Annotated in this window: 13 protein-coding genes; 3 read left to right on the top strand and 10 right to left on the bottom strand. The window is 68.8% G+C overall.

Annotation, left to right across the window (positions count from 1 at the left end):
- Positions 1–123: 123 nt before the first annotated feature.
- From HUA76_RS43495 to HUA76_RS43485, 3 genes are read right to left on the bottom strand one after another with little or no spacing between them, the layout of a single operon-like run.
- Entirely contained in the window at positions 124–1,812 is a 1,689-nt protein-coding gene (locus HUA76_RS43495) for a hypothetical protein (RefSeq protein WP_174464257.1), read from the bottom strand.
- 44 nt (positions 1,813–1,856) lie between these two features.
- Entirely contained in the window at positions 1,857–3,068 is a 1,212-nt protein-coding gene (locus HUA76_RS43490; RefSeq protein WP_174464256.1) for a hypothetical protein, read from the bottom strand.
- Positions 3,062–3,583 (bottom strand): hypothetical protein, encoded by a 522-nt coding sequence (locus HUA76_RS43485; RefSeq protein WP_141643750.1) that lies wholly within the window; start codon positions 3,581–3,583, stop codon positions 3,062–3,064. Before HUA76_RS43485 ends, HUA76_RS43490 begins: the two co-directional genes overlap by 7 nt.
- Positions 3,584–3,919: 336 nt before the next feature.
- On the opposite strand from HUA76_RS43485, the gene HUA76_RS43480 reads away from it, so the two are divergent.
- Complete coding sequence (locus HUA76_RS43480; protein WP_174464255.1) at positions 3,920–4,930, top strand: Ig-like domain-containing protein; 1,011 nt, start codon at positions 3,920–3,922, stop codon at positions 4,928–4,930.
- Positions 4,931–5,011: 81 nt separating this feature from the next.
- On the opposite strand, the gene HUA76_RS43475 is transcribed toward HUA76_RS43480, so the two are convergent.
- The 5 genes from HUA76_RS43475 to HUA76_RS43455 all read right to left on the bottom strand — a co-directional run bounded on the left by HUA76_RS43475 (position 5,012) and on the right by HUA76_RS43455 (position 10,012).
- Entirely contained in the window at positions 5,012–5,188 is a 177-nt protein-coding gene (locus tag HUA76_RS43475; protein ID WP_174464254.1) for a hypothetical protein, read from the bottom strand.
- 32 nt (positions 5,189–5,220) lie between these two features.
- Complete coding sequence (locus HUA76_RS43470; RefSeq protein ID WP_254614879.1) at positions 5,221–5,856, bottom strand: hypothetical protein; 636 nt, start codon at positions 5,854–5,856, stop codon at positions 5,221–5,223.
- A 146-nt stretch (positions 5,857–6,002) separates the two neighbouring features.
- A complete protein-coding gene (locus HUA76_RS43465; RefSeq protein WP_174456674.1) occupies positions 6,003–6,827 on the bottom strand; it encodes a hypothetical protein in 825 nt (274 codons plus the stop codon).
- A 79-nt stretch (positions 6,828–6,906) separates the two neighbouring features.
- Complete coding sequence (locus HUA76_RS43460; protein ID WP_174464252.1) at positions 6,907–8,412, bottom strand: Dyp-type peroxidase domain-containing protein; 1,506 nt, start codon at positions 8,410–8,412, stop codon at positions 6,907–6,909.
- A gap of 13 nt (positions 8,413–8,425) precedes the next feature.
- On the bottom strand, positions 8,426–10,012 hold the full coding sequence (locus HUA76_RS43455; protein ID WP_174464251.1) for a hypothetical protein: 1,587 nt from the start codon (positions 10,010–10,012) through the stop codon (positions 8,426–8,428).
- Between the two features lie 195 nt (positions 10,013–10,207).
- Between HUA76_RS43455 and HUA76_RS43450 the strand changes: the two genes are divergently transcribed.
- Together HUA76_RS43450 and HUA76_RS43445 are read left to right on the top strand one after the other, a co-directional pair.
- On the top strand, positions 10,208–14,254 hold the full coding sequence (locus HUA76_RS43450) for a protein kinase (protein ID WP_174464250.1): 4,047 nt from the start codon (positions 10,208–10,210) through the stop codon (positions 14,252–14,254).
- 66 nt (positions 14,255–14,320) lie between these two features.
- The gene (locus tag HUA76_RS43445; RefSeq protein WP_254614888.1) at positions 14,321–14,992 is read left to right on the top strand and encodes an RNA polymerase sigma factor; all 672 of its coding nucleotides are present in this window, start codon (positions 14,321–14,323) and stop codon (positions 14,990–14,992) included.
- A gap of 9 nt (positions 14,993–15,001) precedes the next feature.
- Here the strand turns inward: HUA76_RS43445 and HUA76_RS43440 are convergent, their stop codons facing one another.
- Both HUA76_RS43440 and HUA76_RS43435 read right to left on the bottom strand, forming a co-directional pair.
- Positions 15,002–15,817 carry a GNAT family N-acetyltransferase gene (locus tag HUA76_RS43440; RefSeq protein WP_174464249.1) on the bottom strand — a complete coding sequence of 272 codons (816 nt, stop codon included), beginning with the start codon at positions 15,815–15,817 and terminating at the stop codon, positions 15,002–15,004.
- 89 nt (positions 15,818–15,906) lie between these two features.
- A complete protein-coding gene (locus HUA76_RS43435; RefSeq protein ID WP_141643771.1) occupies positions 15,907–17,337 on the bottom strand; it encodes a von Willebrand factor type A domain-containing protein in 1,431 nt (476 codons plus the stop codon).
- Positions 17,338–17,661: the final 324 nt, after the last annotated feature.

Here is a 17,661-nt window from a genome sequence, read left to right as displayed (position 1 = left end):
AAATCAACTTCGTCGGCTCCGTGTCCGTGACGAGCGCAGGGACGACGTCCACTTCGGCTTCCTCGTCCTCGGCTGCTGCGTCATGCTCTTCCGAAGCCTCTATCCTCACATTTGATAGAGGCTCTAAGCGTTGTAGAAGAACCGCTCCTCTCGCTCAAAGGGCATCAGCTCGGACGGAGCAAACACTTCCACGGCGGAGTTGAGGGCGGGGCCGCCCGGGATGTCTTCACGAGGTTCGACTCGCAGGGTGCGGAAGGGCGCGCCATTCACCGAGAACGAGGGCTCGGGCACGAGCCGGAAGCGCGAGGTCCCACCCAGCTCGAGCGTCCGCGTGTAGCAGGCGGCGCGGGCGGTGATGGCCTCCAGCGGCGTGCCCGGTTCCACGGGACGCGCGGCCAGCACCCGGGCGTCCACCGAGAAGCGGGTGACGTTGAAGTCCGCGAGGAAGTGGTCCAGCACGCACTGCTGGAAGGGGCACGTGAAGCTGCCGAAGTAGAAGTGGTCGAGGATGACGGGCCGCCCCACGAGCGTGGCCATGTACGAGCTGACCAGGTGGTTGGCGGTGTTGCTCTCCCAGAAGAGGCCCTTGGGACCTTTGAACTCCTCGTCCATCGCCCCCAGGTAGCTCTCCACCGCGAAGTCGAAGGCCCGTCGGTACTCCAGAACGAAGTGGCGTCCGAAGCGCTCATCCGGAATGGGCGCGGCCTCCTGCTCGAAGCGAGTTCCTTGCGCGATCCTGTCCGGCAGCGTGAGGCCCGAGCGCAGCGGAAAGAGCCAGGTCACGAGCCCCAGGGCCGCGAGCGCGGCGCTGCGCACCAGTCGGGTTCTCCACGGGGACGTCGTCGCGGGCAGGGCGTCCAGCACCGCCGCCGCGACGGCGGGGACCAGCACGAGGCCGCAGATGTCGAAGCGGTAGTAGTGGAGCGAGGGCAGCCACGCGGCGTCCTCGAAGACACGCGCGAAGAGGGAGGGCAGGAGCAGCGTCACGGTGCCGGCCGCGAGCAGGCGCATGCCGCGCGTCCAGCCGAACAGCGCCACGGGCAGGCACGCGAGCGCGACGCTCCAGCCCGTCTGTTCGACCATGACGCGGTTGCTGACCATCAACCCCCGGTAGGCGAGGAAGGGCAGCCAGAAGAACGCGCTCAGTCCCGCGCCGAGCACCAGCGCCCCCATGAGCCGAGGCACCCGGACAATCCGAGGCAGCGACAGGATCACGAGCACTCCCGCGGCCAGGCCCATGATGAGGTGTGACAGGACCACTCCGGCCAGGAGCAACGCCATTCGGAGTGGGCGCGGCGTTCCGTACAGCTCGGCGGTCACCGCGAAGAAGAACACCGCGCCGAGGAACTGACTGGTGATGCCCACCCGGAACAGGTCCAGGAAGCAGAGTCCCTGCGCGAAGCCCTCCGCCTTGTGCGTGTAGAAGAGCAGCACCGAGGCGAGGACGAAGAGCGAGCGGACCGCTGGCCGCTCGAAGCGGAGCGCCAGGGCGCCCACGCCCGCGAAGTAGCCCGCCACCAGCAGTGACAGGAACAGCTTGAAGGTGGTGATGGGCTCCAGCGGAAGCCAGAGCAGCGCCCCCAACAGCAGGTCCTCGAGCGGCGGGTAGAAGAGGTTCTGGACGTAGCCCAGGAAGGCGCTGTCGTTGAACTGGTGGAAGTACCCTCGGCGCACCGCCATTCCACTGGCGAGATGTCCGGCGACGTCGATGCTGAAGACATCCAGCCGGGTCACGATGAGCACCGCCCCGTAAAGCGCCGCCAGGGCGAGCGCGACGAACAGGACAGGGCGCGAGGTGAGTGTTTGCTTCATGGATACCGGGGACGTGGCTTGGACTCAGCTCGTGAGATTGTCTGTCATCTGGCGGGTGGAGGCTTGCCGTAGAACGCGGTGGGGGCGAAGCCATCTCGCCCCGCCGCCAGCATTACCGCGAAGCCCTCGGGACCCGCGCCCACGGAGGTGTTGGGGGACTCCAGGATGTAGCGGCCCGGGGCCGTCTCGCGGAAGCGGACGCCGGTGAGCGTGGGCAGCTCGGTGCGCTCGGCGTAGGCGGTGTCGTAGGAGAAGTCGAGCCCCCCGGAGGCTCGGCAAAAGACGCGGCGGGGGGAATACACGGCGCAATACCAGGACCAGGCATAGGGCAGGTCCACCGCGTGCGCGGCGTCCTGGAGGACCTGGCGTGGTGCGGTGGGTGGCAGGGGGATGAAGAAGAACTGGAGGTTTGTCTGGGCCCAGTCGGTGATGGGGGCAGCCATCTCCAGCTCGACGCTGGTGACGGCCTCGTCCCGGCGCAATGTCACAGCTTTGAAACGGTGGGCGCGCGCGTTGAGCGAAGGGTAGAGCACGGGCTCCGTGGTGCGAGTCGCGGCGAGTCTCATGTCACCCGGGGCCACGGAGGGGACGGTGAGATGGTCCACGAAGCCCACGTAGTCGCGGGCGGTGGCGAGGGTGACGGAGAGGGCGTCAGGAACGGGAACACCCTTGAGGGCGTAGTAGCGCTCCAGGGGCACCTCCACGTGGACCCGGGCGCCATCCACCTGCACGAGCACCTCCGCGTCGGGGCCCACAGCGTCCGCGCGGACCGTGTCGCGCACGTAGACCTGGGGCGTATAGCCCTGCGTGCGCGGCGCCATCAGGCCCACGCGCACGTCCAGTCGATGGGGCAGCTCCAGCGCGGTGCGCACCGGGTAGCCCAGGTCCGCGGCGTACTGCGGGTCCGCCGTCAGCGAATACGTCGTGGGGGCGCCGTCGGTGGGCTCGCCCAGGAACAGGTAGAGGTTCTGGTCCGCGGGGTTGCGAAAGCCACCCTGGAGCGTCGCATCCACCACCAGGTGCGTGGTGGTGCGCGTCGCGGACAGAGCGGTGAGCACCAGCTCGCGCGCGCCCGTGAGTTCGAGCCGATTGACTTGCTGATGCTCGACGAGGCGGGTGCAGTGGGACTCGACGTCCCCGGTGGGTAGCGCGCAATCCAGCGCATACGGCGGGGGCTTCGAGGTACAGCCGAGCACGGCGGCCCACAACAGCAGCCGTGCCCGGAGGTGTCGCGGCGAAGCCAGACGGACTACCACTTCTCGATGGAAGTGATGGTCAGCGCGAACGGAGTGCCGATGAACGTGCCGTTCGACGTGCAGGGGCGGTTGGTGATGTCCAGGAGGTTGGCGGAGTAATAGCCGTAGGTGGAGCCGTTGCCCTTCTCGTAGAACTCGGTGCCGTTCGGGAGGACGACCTTCCAGACGTAGTCGAAGTGCTCGTACCACTTGGGGGTGGTGCGGTTGGAGATGGTGTTCCGGACCGTCACGGTCCACGTCCACGGGGCGGACGCGGGGGCGGCGACCGTCTGCGTGTTGTCCCACTCGATGGCGACGCCGTTGTCGAGCCCGCCCCAGCCGTGGATGAGATACACGGACGTGCCCCAGGGCAGCGTGTAGTTCCGGTACGACATCCGGATCTCCGCCTCATAGGAGCTGGCGTAGACACAGGAGTGGAGCACCGCGCGGCCGTCGGCCCACTGCTCGATGGCGACGGCGGACGTGGAGGCGAAGAACAGGGCGAGGGCGAGGACGTTTCGGACAGCCGAGGTCATGGAGAGAGACTCCCAGGTGGACGGTTCGGCCGATGTCTCTAGCACGAGGGTGGGTGCCGGCGCACTCCCTGTGTGTATGTCCACGGACAGGAATCCCGTGGTTTGCCGGGCGCGTGAAACACCGGGAGGTGATGGCTCGGGCACTCCGGGGCCTCTGGAATGACCCGCTCGGTGCCTAGGGAATGCAGCTTTCTGAGTCACCCGAAGGGCGCAAACCCTTCGCGAAGGTGTCGGACCTGCCCCAGTTGGATGTATGGGTTGTCTTATATTTGATGGGCCCCGAAGTCCTCGCGCCACATCAGCGAATCTTCGCTTTCGCGCGAGAGGGGAACAGTCATGCACCTTTTGAATCGTCTTCCCGTCGTCGGGTTGTTGCTGGCGCTCGTCGCTGGCTGTGGTGAGGAGTTGCCCTCGGGCTCGGGGGCGGTACAGATGGTCATCGGGACGCAGGAGTTCGCGGCGAGCGAGTCCAGCGTCACTCGCATCCAGGTGGTCATCTCCGGCCTGGGCATTTCCGACATCCAGCAGGACCTGGTGAAGACGGGCAGCACCTGGGGCGGCACCATCGCTGGCATTCCCGCTGGGACGAATCGGGTCGTCGTGGTCTCCGCCTACGCCTCGAACAACTCGCTCCAGTACCAGGGGCAGGCGACGGAGGTCACCATCGTGGAAGGCGAGACGGCGCTCGTGGCCGTCACGCTCCATGACATGACGTTGGGGCACTACACGGACAACGATGCGCCCATCATCGACTCGGTGACGGTGTCAGGCACGACGGTGGAGGCCGGTGGGCAGCTCACCCTGGGCGCGACGGCGCATGACCCGGTACCGAACGACCTGGTGTCGTATTCCTGGAGCGCTTCCGCGGGAACGCTGAGCAGCGCGACCATCGCGAACCCCACGTGGACGGCGCCCTCGTCCGCGCAGACCGTCACGCTGACGCTGACGGTGAGAGATCAGCGCAACGGCATCAGCCGGGCTCGAGTGACGGTGGAGGTCACGGAGGAGCTGGAGGTGGGCGGCAGCGCCACCATCCAGGTGAGCTTCAACACGCCGCCGCTCATCCTCTTGGTGACCGCGAGCGAGGGCAGGGTGGTGCTGGGCCAGAGCACGGCGGTGAGCGCCAACGTCCATGACCCGGACCTGGGGACGGTGCTGTATCAGTGGACGTCGTCCTGCGCGGGGACGTTCTCTTCGCCCACGGGCCAGTCGTCGAACTTCACGCCGTCGGCGGTCCCCACAGGCGCTTGCAACAACTGCAGTGTCACGATGACGGCGCGAGACCTCAAGGGTGGCGTTCGCTCGGGTTCGTATCATCTGTGCGTGGTGTCCACTCCCGCGCCGTAGTCGAGCGCGCGAGGGGGGATTCGCCGTGGGGCCGGGTGCGGTGTCCTCGTGGATGAGGAACGCCATGCTCGGCCCGTCGTTTCAATCCGAGGAGCTCTCGCTGACGAACGCGTCCCCGCGCGCGAGTGTCTGGCTATTCGCCCTGGGCGAGATGCCGCGCGAGATGGCGAACTCCAGCAGCACGTCGAACAGTTCGCACGGTGCGGCCGGAGTGGTCTGCCTTGAGCGCTTGTCTATGATGGTCTCGGCACGGCTCATCGACGATTCCGTGGCATTGACCAGGCTTGGCGCTACTGGAAGTCGACCGGCGGCGCTCCCTGCGTCAGCCTCTTGGCGACCGCCGCCGCGCTGTCACGCATGTACTTGAGCCGATCATTGAAGTCTCCGTCGCCGCCGCTGCCCGCGCGCTCGGTGTGGAGCAGCTCTCCGCTCTCGTTGATGTAGTGCACATAGAAGAGCGCGGTGCCGTCGGCGATGAAGCGATCCGTATCCACGCTCGCGAACGGCGTCCCGTCCTCGGTCCGGAGCTCCCGTTGGATGGGGGAGCGATAGAGGGTCGCGACCGGGATGATGATGCCCTTGGCGCCGGCCTCCTTCACGTACCGGGCAAGGTCCTGCTTCATCCTCGGCGGGACGGTGAACTTGTCGGTGGCGATGTTCGGGAGGGCCTCGCACCACTCGCTGTCCCCCTTCAAGCGCTTCACCTTCGCGGTGGAGACGTCCTGGCCGTAGGCGCTCCAGAGCGCCGGTGCGACGTAGTCCTCGATGTTTTGGATGACCTTGTCGTTGTTGTCCGCCGACTCGGCACACGCGAGCAGCGGTGTGAGCGCGTAGGGTTTGTCCAGCGCGCTCCATTTCCCTCCGGTGAAGTAGGTCGGGTTGGAGGTCGCGAGGCCAGGGACACAGCCGGAGATCGCGACGAGCAATAGAGCGGAAAGGAGGGGAGCACGGTGAGCGGGCATGGAGATTCCTCGAGCGGGTAGGATTGGTACGTCCCGTACCTCTCCAACGTTCCATGCTTCGTTCTGTCGCACCGGTTCACATCACAACCGATGCATGCGACGCCCGACGCTCAGCGGATGACCGTCGTGATCCGCTCAGACCCCGTGCGCGACACCCGCCGTGTCTCTCGTCCGTTGAAGTCCACGGACTCGCCTTCACCCACCAGGGCGCGGATGGTGATGCGTGACAGGCATTGGCTGTCGTCCACGGCGTGCGTCACCACATAGCGCGGCACGTTGGAGGCCGCCTCGCCCAGCCGCAGCCGCATCTCCCGAATCGAGTCGATGTAGCCAGCCAGCGGCTCCATGCGCGCCAGCGCCCGGCGCAGCACCTTGTCGGCCCGCTTGCTCATCACGCGGTCCCAGACGAGGTAGCCCGCGCCCAACGTCGCCGAGCTGGTGAAGAAGATGACGAAGTTCAGCACGCCCCCGAGGTAGCGGTTGCGCGTGAAGCCCTGCTCACCCGTCGCCTCCGTGAGGATGTCCTTCAGCGTCTCCACCGCCGCCTGGTTCGCCATCGCCGCCCACTCCCTGGCGTCCTTCGGACTGCCCAGCAGCAACCGGCAGACCCCCAGGTGCAGGGAGATCAACGAGACGCGCGCGGTGTCCCGCTCGGCGCCCAGCGCCTCCGTGAAGCAGTGACTCGCGGACTTGAGCAGCTCGAGCTGCGCCTCGCGGGTGCACTCGGGCCGCGTCGCTGTCTCCAGGTGGATCCGGCCTTGGTGAAAAGCCCCCTCCCTCAGCAGATGCGGTTCCCGATGCAGATGGCCCAAGAGGACCAACTGCTCCCCCTCCGTCCCCAGCAGCGCCTCCAGCAGCGCCACCGAACCTTCATCCTGGAACTTGCCGCCCACCTGCCGGGGCGTCGCCTGGATGAGGTCATTCCACGTCGCCATTTGCGGACTCCCGTGTGCTGCCGCGCCTCATGGATCCGTCGAACCCCCTGAGGAACAAGTCTGCCACAGCCACGCGGTTTCACGAGCGGGGGACCCCTCTTCCGTCATCCGCCGCGCGCTCTTTCATGCCCAGGAACGAGAGCGCTTTCAGGCTCGGCAGAAAAAAGTACCCGCCTCCCCGGGTAGTCACGAATTTTCGCAGAGATGTCGCGCATTGCCGGACTGGCTCCGCGGGGATGACCAGGCGTCCGCCGCCGTCTCCGGCGAGTGGGTCCTCAACGCCCTCAATGCCTCCGAGCTGTTCGAAGTGCACCCAGCTTCGCTGGACAAGTTCGAACTGACGGCCCACGTGCGCGTTGAGGGCGATGAACAGGAGTCCCTTGCCCTCCGGGTCCTCGTAGTTGAATCCGCGCCGCAGGAGTCGATGGCGCCGCGTGACGTCGCTCGACACGTGAGGCGAGGGAGGCAGTGCGTCGCGAGGGTTGCATCGCCGCGTGTGAGCGGTGATGGGGCAGCCGTACCCGTGAGGATCATCCCGCGCATAGAGGAAGTCGTTGTCGGGCTGGGGCCGTCCAGTGCCGCTCGCGCGCGCGGGTGTGCCGTCCTTCTGGAACAGGAAGGGAAGCAGTCTGCGCAGCAATCGATGTCGTCGCGGCGCGGCGAGAGGAGCACCGTCGCGCTTTCGCCCCACCAGCTTCGAGGCCACCCACTCCCGTCGCTCCTCGGGGCTTCCTTCCGGTGCGAGCGAGGCCTGTTCGTCCAGGAAGGACTCGAAGGCCGGCACGTCCTGCTCCAGCTTGCGCAGGACGAGGAAGGTCCCGTTGTGTCCCAGGTCCCTTCGGCCCGGAAGGCCCGGGACGGGAGGCAGTGCGCTGGCGCCAGGCAGGTGCTCCGCGACGTGCGGTGACAAGGGCCACTCGCCGTATTCATTGGCGTGGCCCAGGAGGAACTCTCCCCGCTTCACGGGGCGGTCGTAGTCGCGAGGGTGCGCCGTGGGGCCATCGAGTCCCTCCAGACGAGGTTGCGACACGCCATCCAGGAAGCCGAAGTGGTCGCGGAAATACCCCGGAGGATCTCCCTCGCGAGCGCGTCGCTGGCCTCGCTGGGCGAAGACTTCGCGCAGCCCGTGGCGCTGTGCCCGCTCGCGGTGTTCACGAAGCAGCGGCTCCATGTTCGCGGCGTCCGACGCATAGAGCAGCAGCAGGACATGCAGCGCGCCTTCGTGCCGCGTCCCCCCGAGTGTCCAGCGGTCCGGGTCATTCTCCTCCACGTCGCGCAGGTGCTCCCGGGCCCTGAGGGCCATGCCTTCGCGCAGCTCATGGGGAAAGGAGCCGAGGACGTCTTCCTGCACTTCGAGCGCCACGAGCCCCGCATGGGACAGGGCCACGTTGACGCGCGTCTTGTCACGCGTGGAGTCGCTCGGGTGCTCGGTGCGGTCCGCCTGGGTCAGCGTCCCATCGCTCGTCAGCTCACGCAGCCACCTTCGACAGCCGTCAGCGTCGTCGATGCGAAGGAAGAGCAGGGTGAGTTCCCCCATGTGCCGGTAGCCATGCAGCAGCACGCCCTGCACATCATGAAGGTCCACCTGCGTCGAAAGCTCAGGCGGGGGCGTGCTCCATGGGGGTGACGTGGGAAGGCTCGGCTCGGAAGTTCTCATGGTGTTTCCTCCGGGGCTCTCGCCGCCCGTGTCGAAGCGAGGCGAGCAGCGCGGACATCGAGTGGATGGCGAGGGCCATGGGGCGCAGCAGCGGACGGCCGGGGTCGCACGCGCCCCTGGACAGGAACGCGGCCAGGGCGCGGCGAGCGCCTCTGTCCTTCACGGGTTGGTCCATTCGCTCGCGCGTGAGCAGTTCACGCAGGCGGAGCGCGTTGTGCAGCAGCAGGACGGAGTGACGTTGGCGTGGAGTCCCGTCGAGCGCGGCGCTGTACCAGACTCGCGTGGGGACCTCGTGCGCGCGCAGCCAGGCCTTGAACGGCTCCACGGGCAGACGCGGCTTGGGCATCGTCGGGTCGATGCCCCGCGACTTCGCGGGGAACCCTTCGGTCCGACTCCAGATGAGCTCCAGGAAGCCACGCACGTCCGCGTGGTCGACGAACGCGTCGATGTACGACTCCCAGGTGTCGTCGTAGTTGCTGAAGAAGATGAGGTGGTGCGGGCCCCGACCGTCCTCGTCGCTGTACACCAGCCAGCGCGCGCAGTGGATGGTCTGAACGTGGTTGAGGCCCACCACGTACCGTCGCAGGCGCAGGTTCACGCTGCGAAGCGCCAGTCTCGCCAGGGCCAGCGCGCCCGGGTCATCGACGATGCGCGCGACATGCACCATGGGGTTCTGCACCATGGCGTCGCTCATGGGAGGGATGGGGGGCGCGGACTCCGAAGCATGCGCCTGCGAAGAGGTCGCGCTCTCGGGCCGGTTCCTCGCGCTCAGCCACATTCGCAGCTTGAGCAGATAGATGCCGGGAAGCGCCCAGGCGTAGCGATAGAAGGCGTAGCCCAGCGTGGACACCGCCGCCGATTCGCGCGCGGTGGCCAGGCGCTCCCGCCAGCCCGGGTCATCCAGGTTCGTCGCGGCGGCGTGTGCGACGTCCCTCAGTTCGTGGTGCAGGTCCGGCATGTCCCGGGGGCGTCCTCGCCAGGGCGTCTCCGCGAGCAGCGGTGCCCGCGTGTCCAGGTGCGTGTTCACCGCGCGCAGGGCATCCACGGAGGCCCGCAGGTCCTCGGGAGATTGGAAGCGGTAGGCGAAGTCCACGTGCCGGGTGACGGCGGGCGCGCGGTGGCCCACGAGGTAGTCCTCCACGGCCTCGGGCTCGGCCAGTCCCGCCTCGGGATAACCCGCGCAGTTCCGGTAGATGGCGTCGAACAGGTGGGCGGCGTCGGCGCCGCGCTCGTGGAGCGTCGTCAACCAGCGGACCAGGGCATGGAGCAACTCGCGGTCCAGCGCGTCCGGCTTCGTGGCTCGCGTGTCGAGGACGGCATCCGCGCCGAAGATGAGCCTGGGGTCGGCGGGGCCCATTCCGGAGGTCCGAGGCCCCAGGTCAATGAGGGCCCAGCGCGCGAAGTGCAGACCGGGCACTCCCGCGAAGAGCTCACGCCGCGCGTTGGCGGCCGAGCTCAGCAAGTCATCCAGTGCCTCGCGCTTGCCTTGGAGGACGCGGGTGATGACGGTCGATGTGCCATGGTGCATTCACACCTTCCCCGTTGCGTGGGCTGCTTCCGATGAGGTGACGCTGGCCCGGGCGGGTGGGAACCAGAGTGGGACCAGGGGCTGCGCCCGCTTGTCCCACCCGACGGTTCATGGGCAGGCAGGAGCCGCGTGGCACGCCTGGGGTTTGGGGGCAGGAGAGGACAACGGGCGCGGAGACATCCGGGGGACTCGGTGATGCCTGAGAGCGGCCAGGACGAGGAGCGATGTACTGATTCCGTGCTGGAGCACGGGCCGGACGCAATCGAGGACGGGGACTTCGACGACGCCTTTCTCCGGGAGGTGGCGCGGGCGTCCGTGCCCCCTCGGCTGCCTGTCCCTGGGATGCGAGTCGGCGACCGGGATGGGAAGCGCTACGAGGTGCTGGAGGAGCTGGGGGGCGGCGCCATGGGGCAGGTCTTCCGCGCGCTCGACTCGGAACTCCAGCGGCCCGTGGCCCTGAAGTTCCTCGTCCCGCACGAGTCCATCGCGGAGGCGCCGATGATCTCCCTGCTCCGTCAGGAGGGGAGGGCCATCGCGCAGCTGGACCACGAGCACATCGTCCGCATCTTCAACGTGGACCTCTGGAGCAGTGGGCCGACGGAGCCGCCGGTTCCCTTCCTGGTCATGGAGTGCCTGGAGGGCGAGTCCCTGTCCTCCCTGTTGCGGCGCGGTCGTCCGGGGCACCGGCGGGCGATGGAGATCCTGGACGCGGTGGCCTCGGGGCTGGCTCACGCGCACGAGCGGCACATCGTCCACCGCGACCTCAAGCCGAGCAACGTGTTCATCACGCGCTCGGGCGTGGTGAAGATCCTCGACTTCGGCTTGTCCTGGCTGGTGGCCGCGAGCGCCGCGCCCGACGTGACGCTCTCCACCGCCGGCACGCCGCCGTACATGGCGCCCGAGCAATGGCGCGGCGAGGCGCAGGATTCCCGGACGGATTTATGGGCCGCCGGCGTGCTGCTCTACGAGATGCTCGCCGGTGAGCCACCCTTCCTGGGCACCCCCGAATCGATTCGCGAGCGGGTGACGTCGCAGGGCCCGGTGCCGGCGGTGCGTGAGCGAGAGCCCGATGTGCCGGAGCCGGTGGAGGGGCTCCTGGCCGAGCTGCTGGCCAAGGCGCCCGAGGCCCGGCTCCGCTCGGCGACGGAGCTGCGCGAGCGGCTGCGCGAGGTGGAAGAGGGCCTGGCTCCGCGACGCGAGCCGAGGCGAGTCCGGGCCCCGCAGCGACGACAGGTGACGCTGGTCGCTTGTCGCCTCGCGGACCTGGCCGGGCTGGCCGGGCGGCTGGACGCGGAGGACCTGGGCGAGTTGGAGGCTGCCTTCCATAGGAGCTGCTCGGAGGTGCTGAGGCAGCAGGGGGGCACGGTCGTGCTGTGCGTCGGGGAAGAGGTGCTGGGTTGCTTTGGTCATCCCGTGGCGAGAGAGGACGACTCCGAGCGGGCCCTGCGCGCGGCGCTGCGACTCGCCGCCACCGTGGCGCCGACGCTCCAGGAGTCCCTGGCGTCGCTCCCGGAGCGGAAGCTGACCGTGACGGTGGGCGTGCACACGGACACGGTGGTGCTGGACGACGCTTCCATCCAGGGTGAGGCGCCCCGCGTGGCCGCCTGGCTGGCGCGACAGGCCACGCCGGGGACGGTGTGGATCAGCGACTCGACGGATGCGCTGACGCGCGGGGCCTTCGTGACGCAAGCCATGCCGCCGCTGCGATTCACCGGGCTGTCGGGCGTGCGAGATGTGACGCCGTATCGGCTGGTGCAGCCTCGGCGCGTCACCAGTCGTTTCGACCGGGGACTCGTGTCGCGCTCCCTCACACCGCTGGTGGGACGCAAGGGAGAGCTCCAGTTCCTCCTGGAGCAATGGGAGGAGGCGCGAGCGGGCCGAGGGTCGTGTGTGCTCGTCACGGGAGAGGCGGGCATTGGCAAGTCCCGCCTGGTGCGCGAGGTGCGCGAGCGCGTGCCGCCCTTCATGGCCCACCTGCTCCGGGGCCAGTGCTGGCCCCAGTCGACCACCAGTGCGTTCGCGCCGGTCATCGACTTGTTGCGCCGCATGCTCCAACTCGACGCCGAGGGCACGCCGAAGGAGCACCGGGCGAAGCTGGAGGCGGGCCTGGGCGTGCTCGGGTTGGGCGCTGGGCGCACGCAGTTGTTGTCGGGGCTGGTGGGGCTCTCAGGTGACGAGGGCGCGCCGCACCTGCGCTACGCCCCCGAGCGACTCAAGCAGGAGACGCTGGATGCACTGGCGCACCTGCTGGCGCGACTGGCCGAGCAACGCCCGGTGTTGCTCGAGGTCGAGGACCTGCACTGGGCGGACCCGTCCTCGTTGCAATTGCTGGGCTTCCTTCTGGAGCGGCTGCCGGAGCTGCGCGTCTGCATGTTGCTCACGTCGCGTGTCGCGCTGCCTCCGCCCTGGGGCGACGATGCGAGGGTCCAACGCCTGGCCCTGGAGCGGCTGCCGCCCCCGGTTGCGGGCGAGCTGGTGCGGAAGGCCGCGGGGGACAGGCCGCTCTCGTCGGAGCTCGTCGCCCAACTGGTGCGCCGCACCGACGGCATCCCCCTCTTCACCGAGGAGCTGACGCGTCGGGTGGTGGAGGAGCCCCGAGGGGGCGAGTCCGCATCGGTGGAGGTGCCCGTGTCGCTGCGCGAGCTGCTCCTCACACGATTGGACAGGCTGCCCGGTTCGCAGAAGGAGCTGGCGCAGCTCTGCGCGGTGGTGGGGCGCAGCTTCTCCCATGCGTTGCTGGCGGCGCTGTCGGGACGGACGGAGACCTCGCTTCGCGCGGACCTCTCCGGGCTGGTGGCCGAGGGGCTGTTGCAGCCGGCCGAGACAGTGGAGCCGAGCTACGGATTCCGGCACGCGCTCATCCAGGACGCGGCGGCGGATTCGCTGCCGCGGAAGGCGCGGCGGCAGTATCACCGTCGCGTGGCCCGCGTGCTGGCGGAGCAGTTCCCGGAGGTGACCGAGGCCCAGCCGGAGCTGTTGGCGTGGCACTACACCGAGTCGGGTCAGGCCGAGGCGGCCATCCGGTGGTGGGCGCGAGCCGGAGAGATGGCGAGCCGGCGCATGGCCAACGTGGAGGCCATCAGCCACTTGCGGCAGGCCCTGTCGCTGCTTCGCGCGCAGCGCCCGTCGCGCACGCTGGATGGCGAGGAGCTGCGGCTGCTGCTCGGCCTCGCGCTGTCACTGGTCCAGGTGCAGGGGTACTCGTCGCCGGAGGTCGAGTCCGTCCATGCGCGGGTCCGCTTCCTGATGCGCGAGCTGGAGGATGACCTGCCGCGACTGGAACCGCCGCACTGGGTGGCCTTCGCGCACGCCTTCGCGCGGGCGCACTGGGACGAGGCCCACGAGGTCGCGGAGCGACTGGTGCGCCTGGGCAAACGGCATGGGCAGCGAGAGTTGCTGGCCCTGGGTTACCGGATGCGAGCCACGGACTTCTTCACGTGGGGGCGGCTGGCTTCAGCGCTGGAGAATGTGGAGCTGGCGCTGACGTTCTCGGACTTCGAGCTGGAGCGGCATCAGATGCTGGCCGTGAAGCACTGGGTCAATCCGCGCGTGGCGGCGCTGGCCTACGCGGCGGTGCTGCACGCGGTGATGGACGCCCCCGACGCTTCCCGCGAGCACGCGCGACAGGGGCTGCGGCTGGCGATGGACATCGGCCATGCGAACACCTCCGCGTTCGCGTTGTTGTACGCGGCCCTGGCGGCCCAGCTTCGCCGCGAGCCGCGCGAGGCCCTGGAGCTGTGTGACAGGAACATCGCGCTCTCCCGCGAGCACCACTTCCGGCTGTGGTTGGGCTGGTCCACGCTCATCCGCGCCTGGGCGCAGGCGCTCCTGGGCAATGCGCGTGAAGGACTGGCGCTGATGCAGGCGGCGCTCGGGCACTGGCGACGCTCTGGCTTCAAGGCGGGGCTGCCCCACAACCTGGGGATGCTGGCTGAAATCCAGCTGCTCCTCGGTCAGAAGCGCCAGGCGCTCGACTCACTGCACGAGGCGTTGGGGGAGGCGGGGTCGACGGGCGAGCGCTCCTACGAGGTGGTGCTGCGGGGCCTGGAAGCGGAGGCGCTGTCCATGATGGGGCGCGAGGACGAGGCCCTGCTCGCTCGGGCGCACGCGTTGCGCGTCGCGGAGACGCAGGGGGCGCTGGGGTACGGACGGCTGGTGCGGGAGAGAAGGCTGGGCCATCCGCTCCTGGAGCTTCCTCCCCTGCGGGACCTTCAAGCGGAGGAGCCCGCGCCTGGGCCGTGAGACGACGTCGTCACAGGACCGAGGGGGTGACTCCTCCCGGCAGGTCCACAGCAGGAGCGTGACGTGATGATGTCCATGAACGTCGAGCCAGGGGGAGTCTCGGGCGCGGAGGTGGCGGTGCCCCGTGAGCAGGCGGAGGAGGTGCTCCACGTGCTCTGCACTCGCGGCGAGTACGGCAAGGCGGTGGAGCTGGCCATGCGCACGTATGGGCCAGAGCTGCGACGATTGATGGCGTCCGTACTGCATCACCCCGAGCTGGCGAAGGACGCGTTCGGGCTGTTCAGCGAGAACCTGGTCAAGGGGTTGCCGGGCTTTCGTTGGGAGAGCTCCTTCCGGACATGGGCATACCGGCTGGCGCGCAATGCCTGCTACCACCAGCTCCACTCGCCGTCGCTGCGGGAACAGCCGGTGAGCGAGCCCGCGGCGAACGAGCCCCAGCGGCACCGCACGGACACGCACCCCTGGCAGCGCACCGCCGTGAAGGAGCGCTTCCGCGCGCTGCGGGAACAACTGGAGCCGCAGGAGCGGATGTTGTTGATGCTGCGCGTGGACCAGCGTCAGCCCTGGACGGAGATCGCGCGTGTCATGGTGGAGTCCGACGAGCCGCTGACGCGCGAGGCGCTGAACCGGCGGGCCGCGGCGCTGCGCCAGCAGTTCCAGCGCGTGAAGGCGCGGCTGCGGGCGCTCGCCATCGAACAGGGCGTCATCTCCGCGGAGACGGTCGAGTCGGCGGAGTGAGTCGCGGCTTCAGGTCGTCCCGGGAGGCGGGGCCTTGTAGACGCGGAAGCGCGTCACGGGCCGATAACCCATGCGGAGGTAGAGCGGCAGGCCTGCCTCGGTGGCGTGGAGCACGGTGCGCTGGATGCCCCAGGCGTCGCGAGCCTCCTGAAGCGCGCGTCGCATGACGACTTCGGCCGCGCCGACCCGGCGGTGCTCGGGCGACGTCGCCACGAGCGCGATGTATGCGACGTCGTCCACGCGCATCACCACGGTGCTGCTGGCGGGGGCGTCGCCTCGGCAGGCCACGAAGCCTCGGGAGTCCGGCCCGTAGAGGGCCTCCATGTCGAACGCCTCACGGCCCGTCTCGCGAGACGCGTCGTATGACTGGGCGTTGATGTCCGCCACGGCCTGTCGGCCCCAGGTGTCTTGCACGGGGCGGAACTCGAGAGAGGGCAGGGGATGCGTGGGCTCCGCGAGCCCGTCCGCCACCATGCCGGTGATGACGGCGAGTGGCTTGAGCTTATACCAGGCGAGGATGGACTCAGCCCGCTCACGCACCTGGGGCGCGAGCCAGTCGTCGGACACGACGAACGTCCAAGCGTGCTTGCCCGTGGAGAAGTAGCGCGCCGCGGAGGCGACGGAGGTCGCCAGGGCCTGCTCCGTCTCCGCGGGGGCGCGCAGGAAGGATGCGTTCATCAGGGCCCACGAGACGTGGCTCGCGGCGATGTAGATTTCGGGACGCTCGACAACCTCACCCGCGCGTCCCGCCAGCGCCATCCTCCTCCACGCGCCTCGAAATTGCGCATGGGACTCGTCGATCTCTGCCTGCGTCGCGGAGTGCATGGAGGGGCTCCAGGGTAGGGGTGGACCCGCGAGTCTACCCCACGAGCCCCGCCTGGAAACGCGGGGCTCCGGAATCCATCCGCTTCTGTTCAGCGCGCGGCGACACCGCGCAGCAGCGGCCGAGCCTTCTCCAGCAGCGTGAGGAACTCCTCGCGCTCCGCGTTGCCCGCGGGTGACGCCGCGCGTGCGATGTCGCGCATCGTCTCCAGGCTCCAGTTCTCCGCGTGTGGGCTCTTGCGCAGCAGCTCCGCCGCGCCCATCACCGCCGTCGCGAAGCGCAGATCGACGCTGGCCTCCTTGAACGTGCTCGCGAGTGCGTGGGCCTGGAACGGGTACGCGCGCTCGGTGGCGTTCACCGCGCGCGGCTGCTTCGCGCGCACTCGCACGGTGGCAAGTGCCTCGCCCGCGCCGGGCTTCAGCTCCAGCTCGTACAGCGCGGTGACGGTGTGGCCGGAGCCCAGCTCGCCCGCGTCCACCCTGTCGTCGCGAAAGTCGCGGTCCGCGATGTTCCGGTTCTCGTAGCCCACGAGCCGATAGCGGGCGACCTGCGCAGGGTCGAAGTCCACCTGGAGCTTCACGTCCTGCGCGATGACCTCCAGCGTGCCGCCGAGCTGCTCCTGGAAGATGCGGCGCGCGGCCATCAGTGAGTCCACGTAGAAGTAGTTGCCGTTCCCCTTGTTCGCGAGCTGCTCCATCGTGGTGTCCTTGTAGTTCCCCATGCCGAAGCCCACGGTGGTGAGGGTGATGCCTTCCTTCACGTGGCCCTGGATGGTCTTCAGGATGTCCTCGTGCGACGTCCTGCCCACGTTGGCGTCGCCGTCCGAGAGGATGATGACGCGCGAGAAGGAGGTCCCATCCAGGGTCTTCATCGCTTCCTGGTACGCGAGCTCGATGCCCGAGCCCATCGCGGTGGAGCCTCCGGCGGTGAGGTCCTCGATGGCGGAGTGGATGAGGGCCTTGCGCTCCATGCCCGTGGGGCCGAGCACCCGGCGCACGTTCCCCGCGTAGGTGACGAGCGCCACCGTGTCGCCGTCACGCAGGTTGTCCACCAGCATGCGCAGGGCGCGCTGGGCCAGCGGCAGGCGGTCCGGTGAGCTCATCGACCCGGAGACGTCCACGAGGAAGGTGAGGTGCGCGGGCTTCCGCTCGGAGATGCTCAGTCGCTTGCCCTGGACTCCCACGCGCAGCAGGTGTCGCTTCGGGGTGAAGGGTGACGGCGCGGCGTCCATGTGCACGGCGAAGGGGCCGTCGCTCGGCCGAGGGTCCGGATACGTGTAGCGGAAGTAGTTGAGCAGCTCCTCCACGCGCACGGCGTCACGCGGTGGAAGCGAGCCTTCCATCAGCGCCCGTCGCGTCATCGTGTACGAGGCCGTGTCCACGTCCACCGCGAAGGTGGAGAGCCGGTCTTCCTGCGTCGTCACGAAGGGATTCACCACCGTGTCGAGTGCGGCCTCCGCGCGCTGTGCGGCGGCAGGATCTTCCTCGGGCGTCGTGTTCAGTTTCCCGGCCAGGACGGCCATGGGGTGCACTCGGTGGGCGCCGTTGGAGCCCGACGGGGCCTTGGCGGAGCCGTAGCTCGAGCTGCTTCCGCCGCGGCCCTTCGTTCCGATGGAACCCGTTCCCATGGATCCGATGCCCGGGCCCAGCCTGCTCCCCAGGCCGCCGCCGCCCGCGCCGGTGCCGAACACTCCAAGACCTTGCGAACCGAGGTGGCTGCGCTTCGCAGTGGGCGGGGCCGAGGAGGGTGCTGGTGCTGGAGCCGATGCGGACGCGGGCTCTGGCGCTTGCTTCGAGGGCTCGGGCGTCACGATCAGCCCTGCCTTGTCGGCGAAGACGGGGGCTCC

Source organism: Myxococcus sp. CA056 (assembly GCF_013336715.1).
GTDB classification, from domain to species: Bacteria; Myxococcota; Myxococcia; order Myxococcales; family Myxococcaceae; genus Myxococcus; species Myxococcus llanfairpwllgwyngyllgogerychwyrndrobwllllantysiliogogogochensis.
Note: the sequence above shows the minus strand (reverse complement) of the source record. Positions and strands in the feature narration are given on the sequence as shown.

Excerpts from the sequence above, each read along its gene's own strand:
- HUA76_RS43480 (WP_174464255.1), top strand. The coding sequence starts at position 3,920 with ATGCACCTTTTGAATCGTCTTCCCGTCGTCGGGTTGTTGCTGGCGCTC.
- HUA76_RS43475 (WP_174464254.1), bottom strand. The coding sequence starts at position 5,188 with ATGAGCCGTGCCGAGACCATCATAGACAAGCGCTCAAGGCAGACCACT.
- HUA76_RS43445 (WP_254614888.1), top strand. The coding sequence starts at position 14,321 with ATGATGTCCATGAACGTCGAGCCAGGGGGAGTCTCGGGCGCGGAGGTG.
- HUA76_RS43440 (WP_174464249.1), bottom strand. The coding sequence starts at position 15,817 with ATGCACTCCGCGACGCAGGCAGAGATCGACGAGTCCCATGCGCAATTT.
- HUA76_RS43485 (WP_141643750.1), bottom strand. The coding sequence starts at position 3,583 with ATGACCTCGGCTGTCCGAAACGTCCTCGCCCTCGCCCTGTTCTTCGCC.
- HUA76_RS43450 (WP_174464250.1), top strand. The coding sequence starts at position 10,208 with ATGCCTGAGAGCGGCCAGGACGAGGAGCGATGTACTGATTCCGTGCTG.
- HUA76_RS43435 (WP_141643771.1), bottom strand. The coding sequence starts at position 17,337 with ATGGCCGTCCTGGCCGGGAAACTGAACACGACGCCCGAGGAAGATCCT.
- HUA76_RS43455 (WP_174464251.1), bottom strand. The coding sequence starts at position 10,012 with ATGCACCATGGCACATCGACCGTCATCACCCGCGTCCTCCAAGGCAAG.
- HUA76_RS43495 (WP_174464257.1), bottom strand. The coding sequence starts at position 1,812 with ATGAAGCAAACACTCACCTCGCGCCCTGTCCTGTTCGTCGCGCTCGCC.
- HUA76_RS43465 (WP_174456674.1), bottom strand. The coding sequence starts at position 6,827 with ATGGCGACGTGGAATGACCTCATCCAGGCGACGCCCCGGCAGGTGGGC.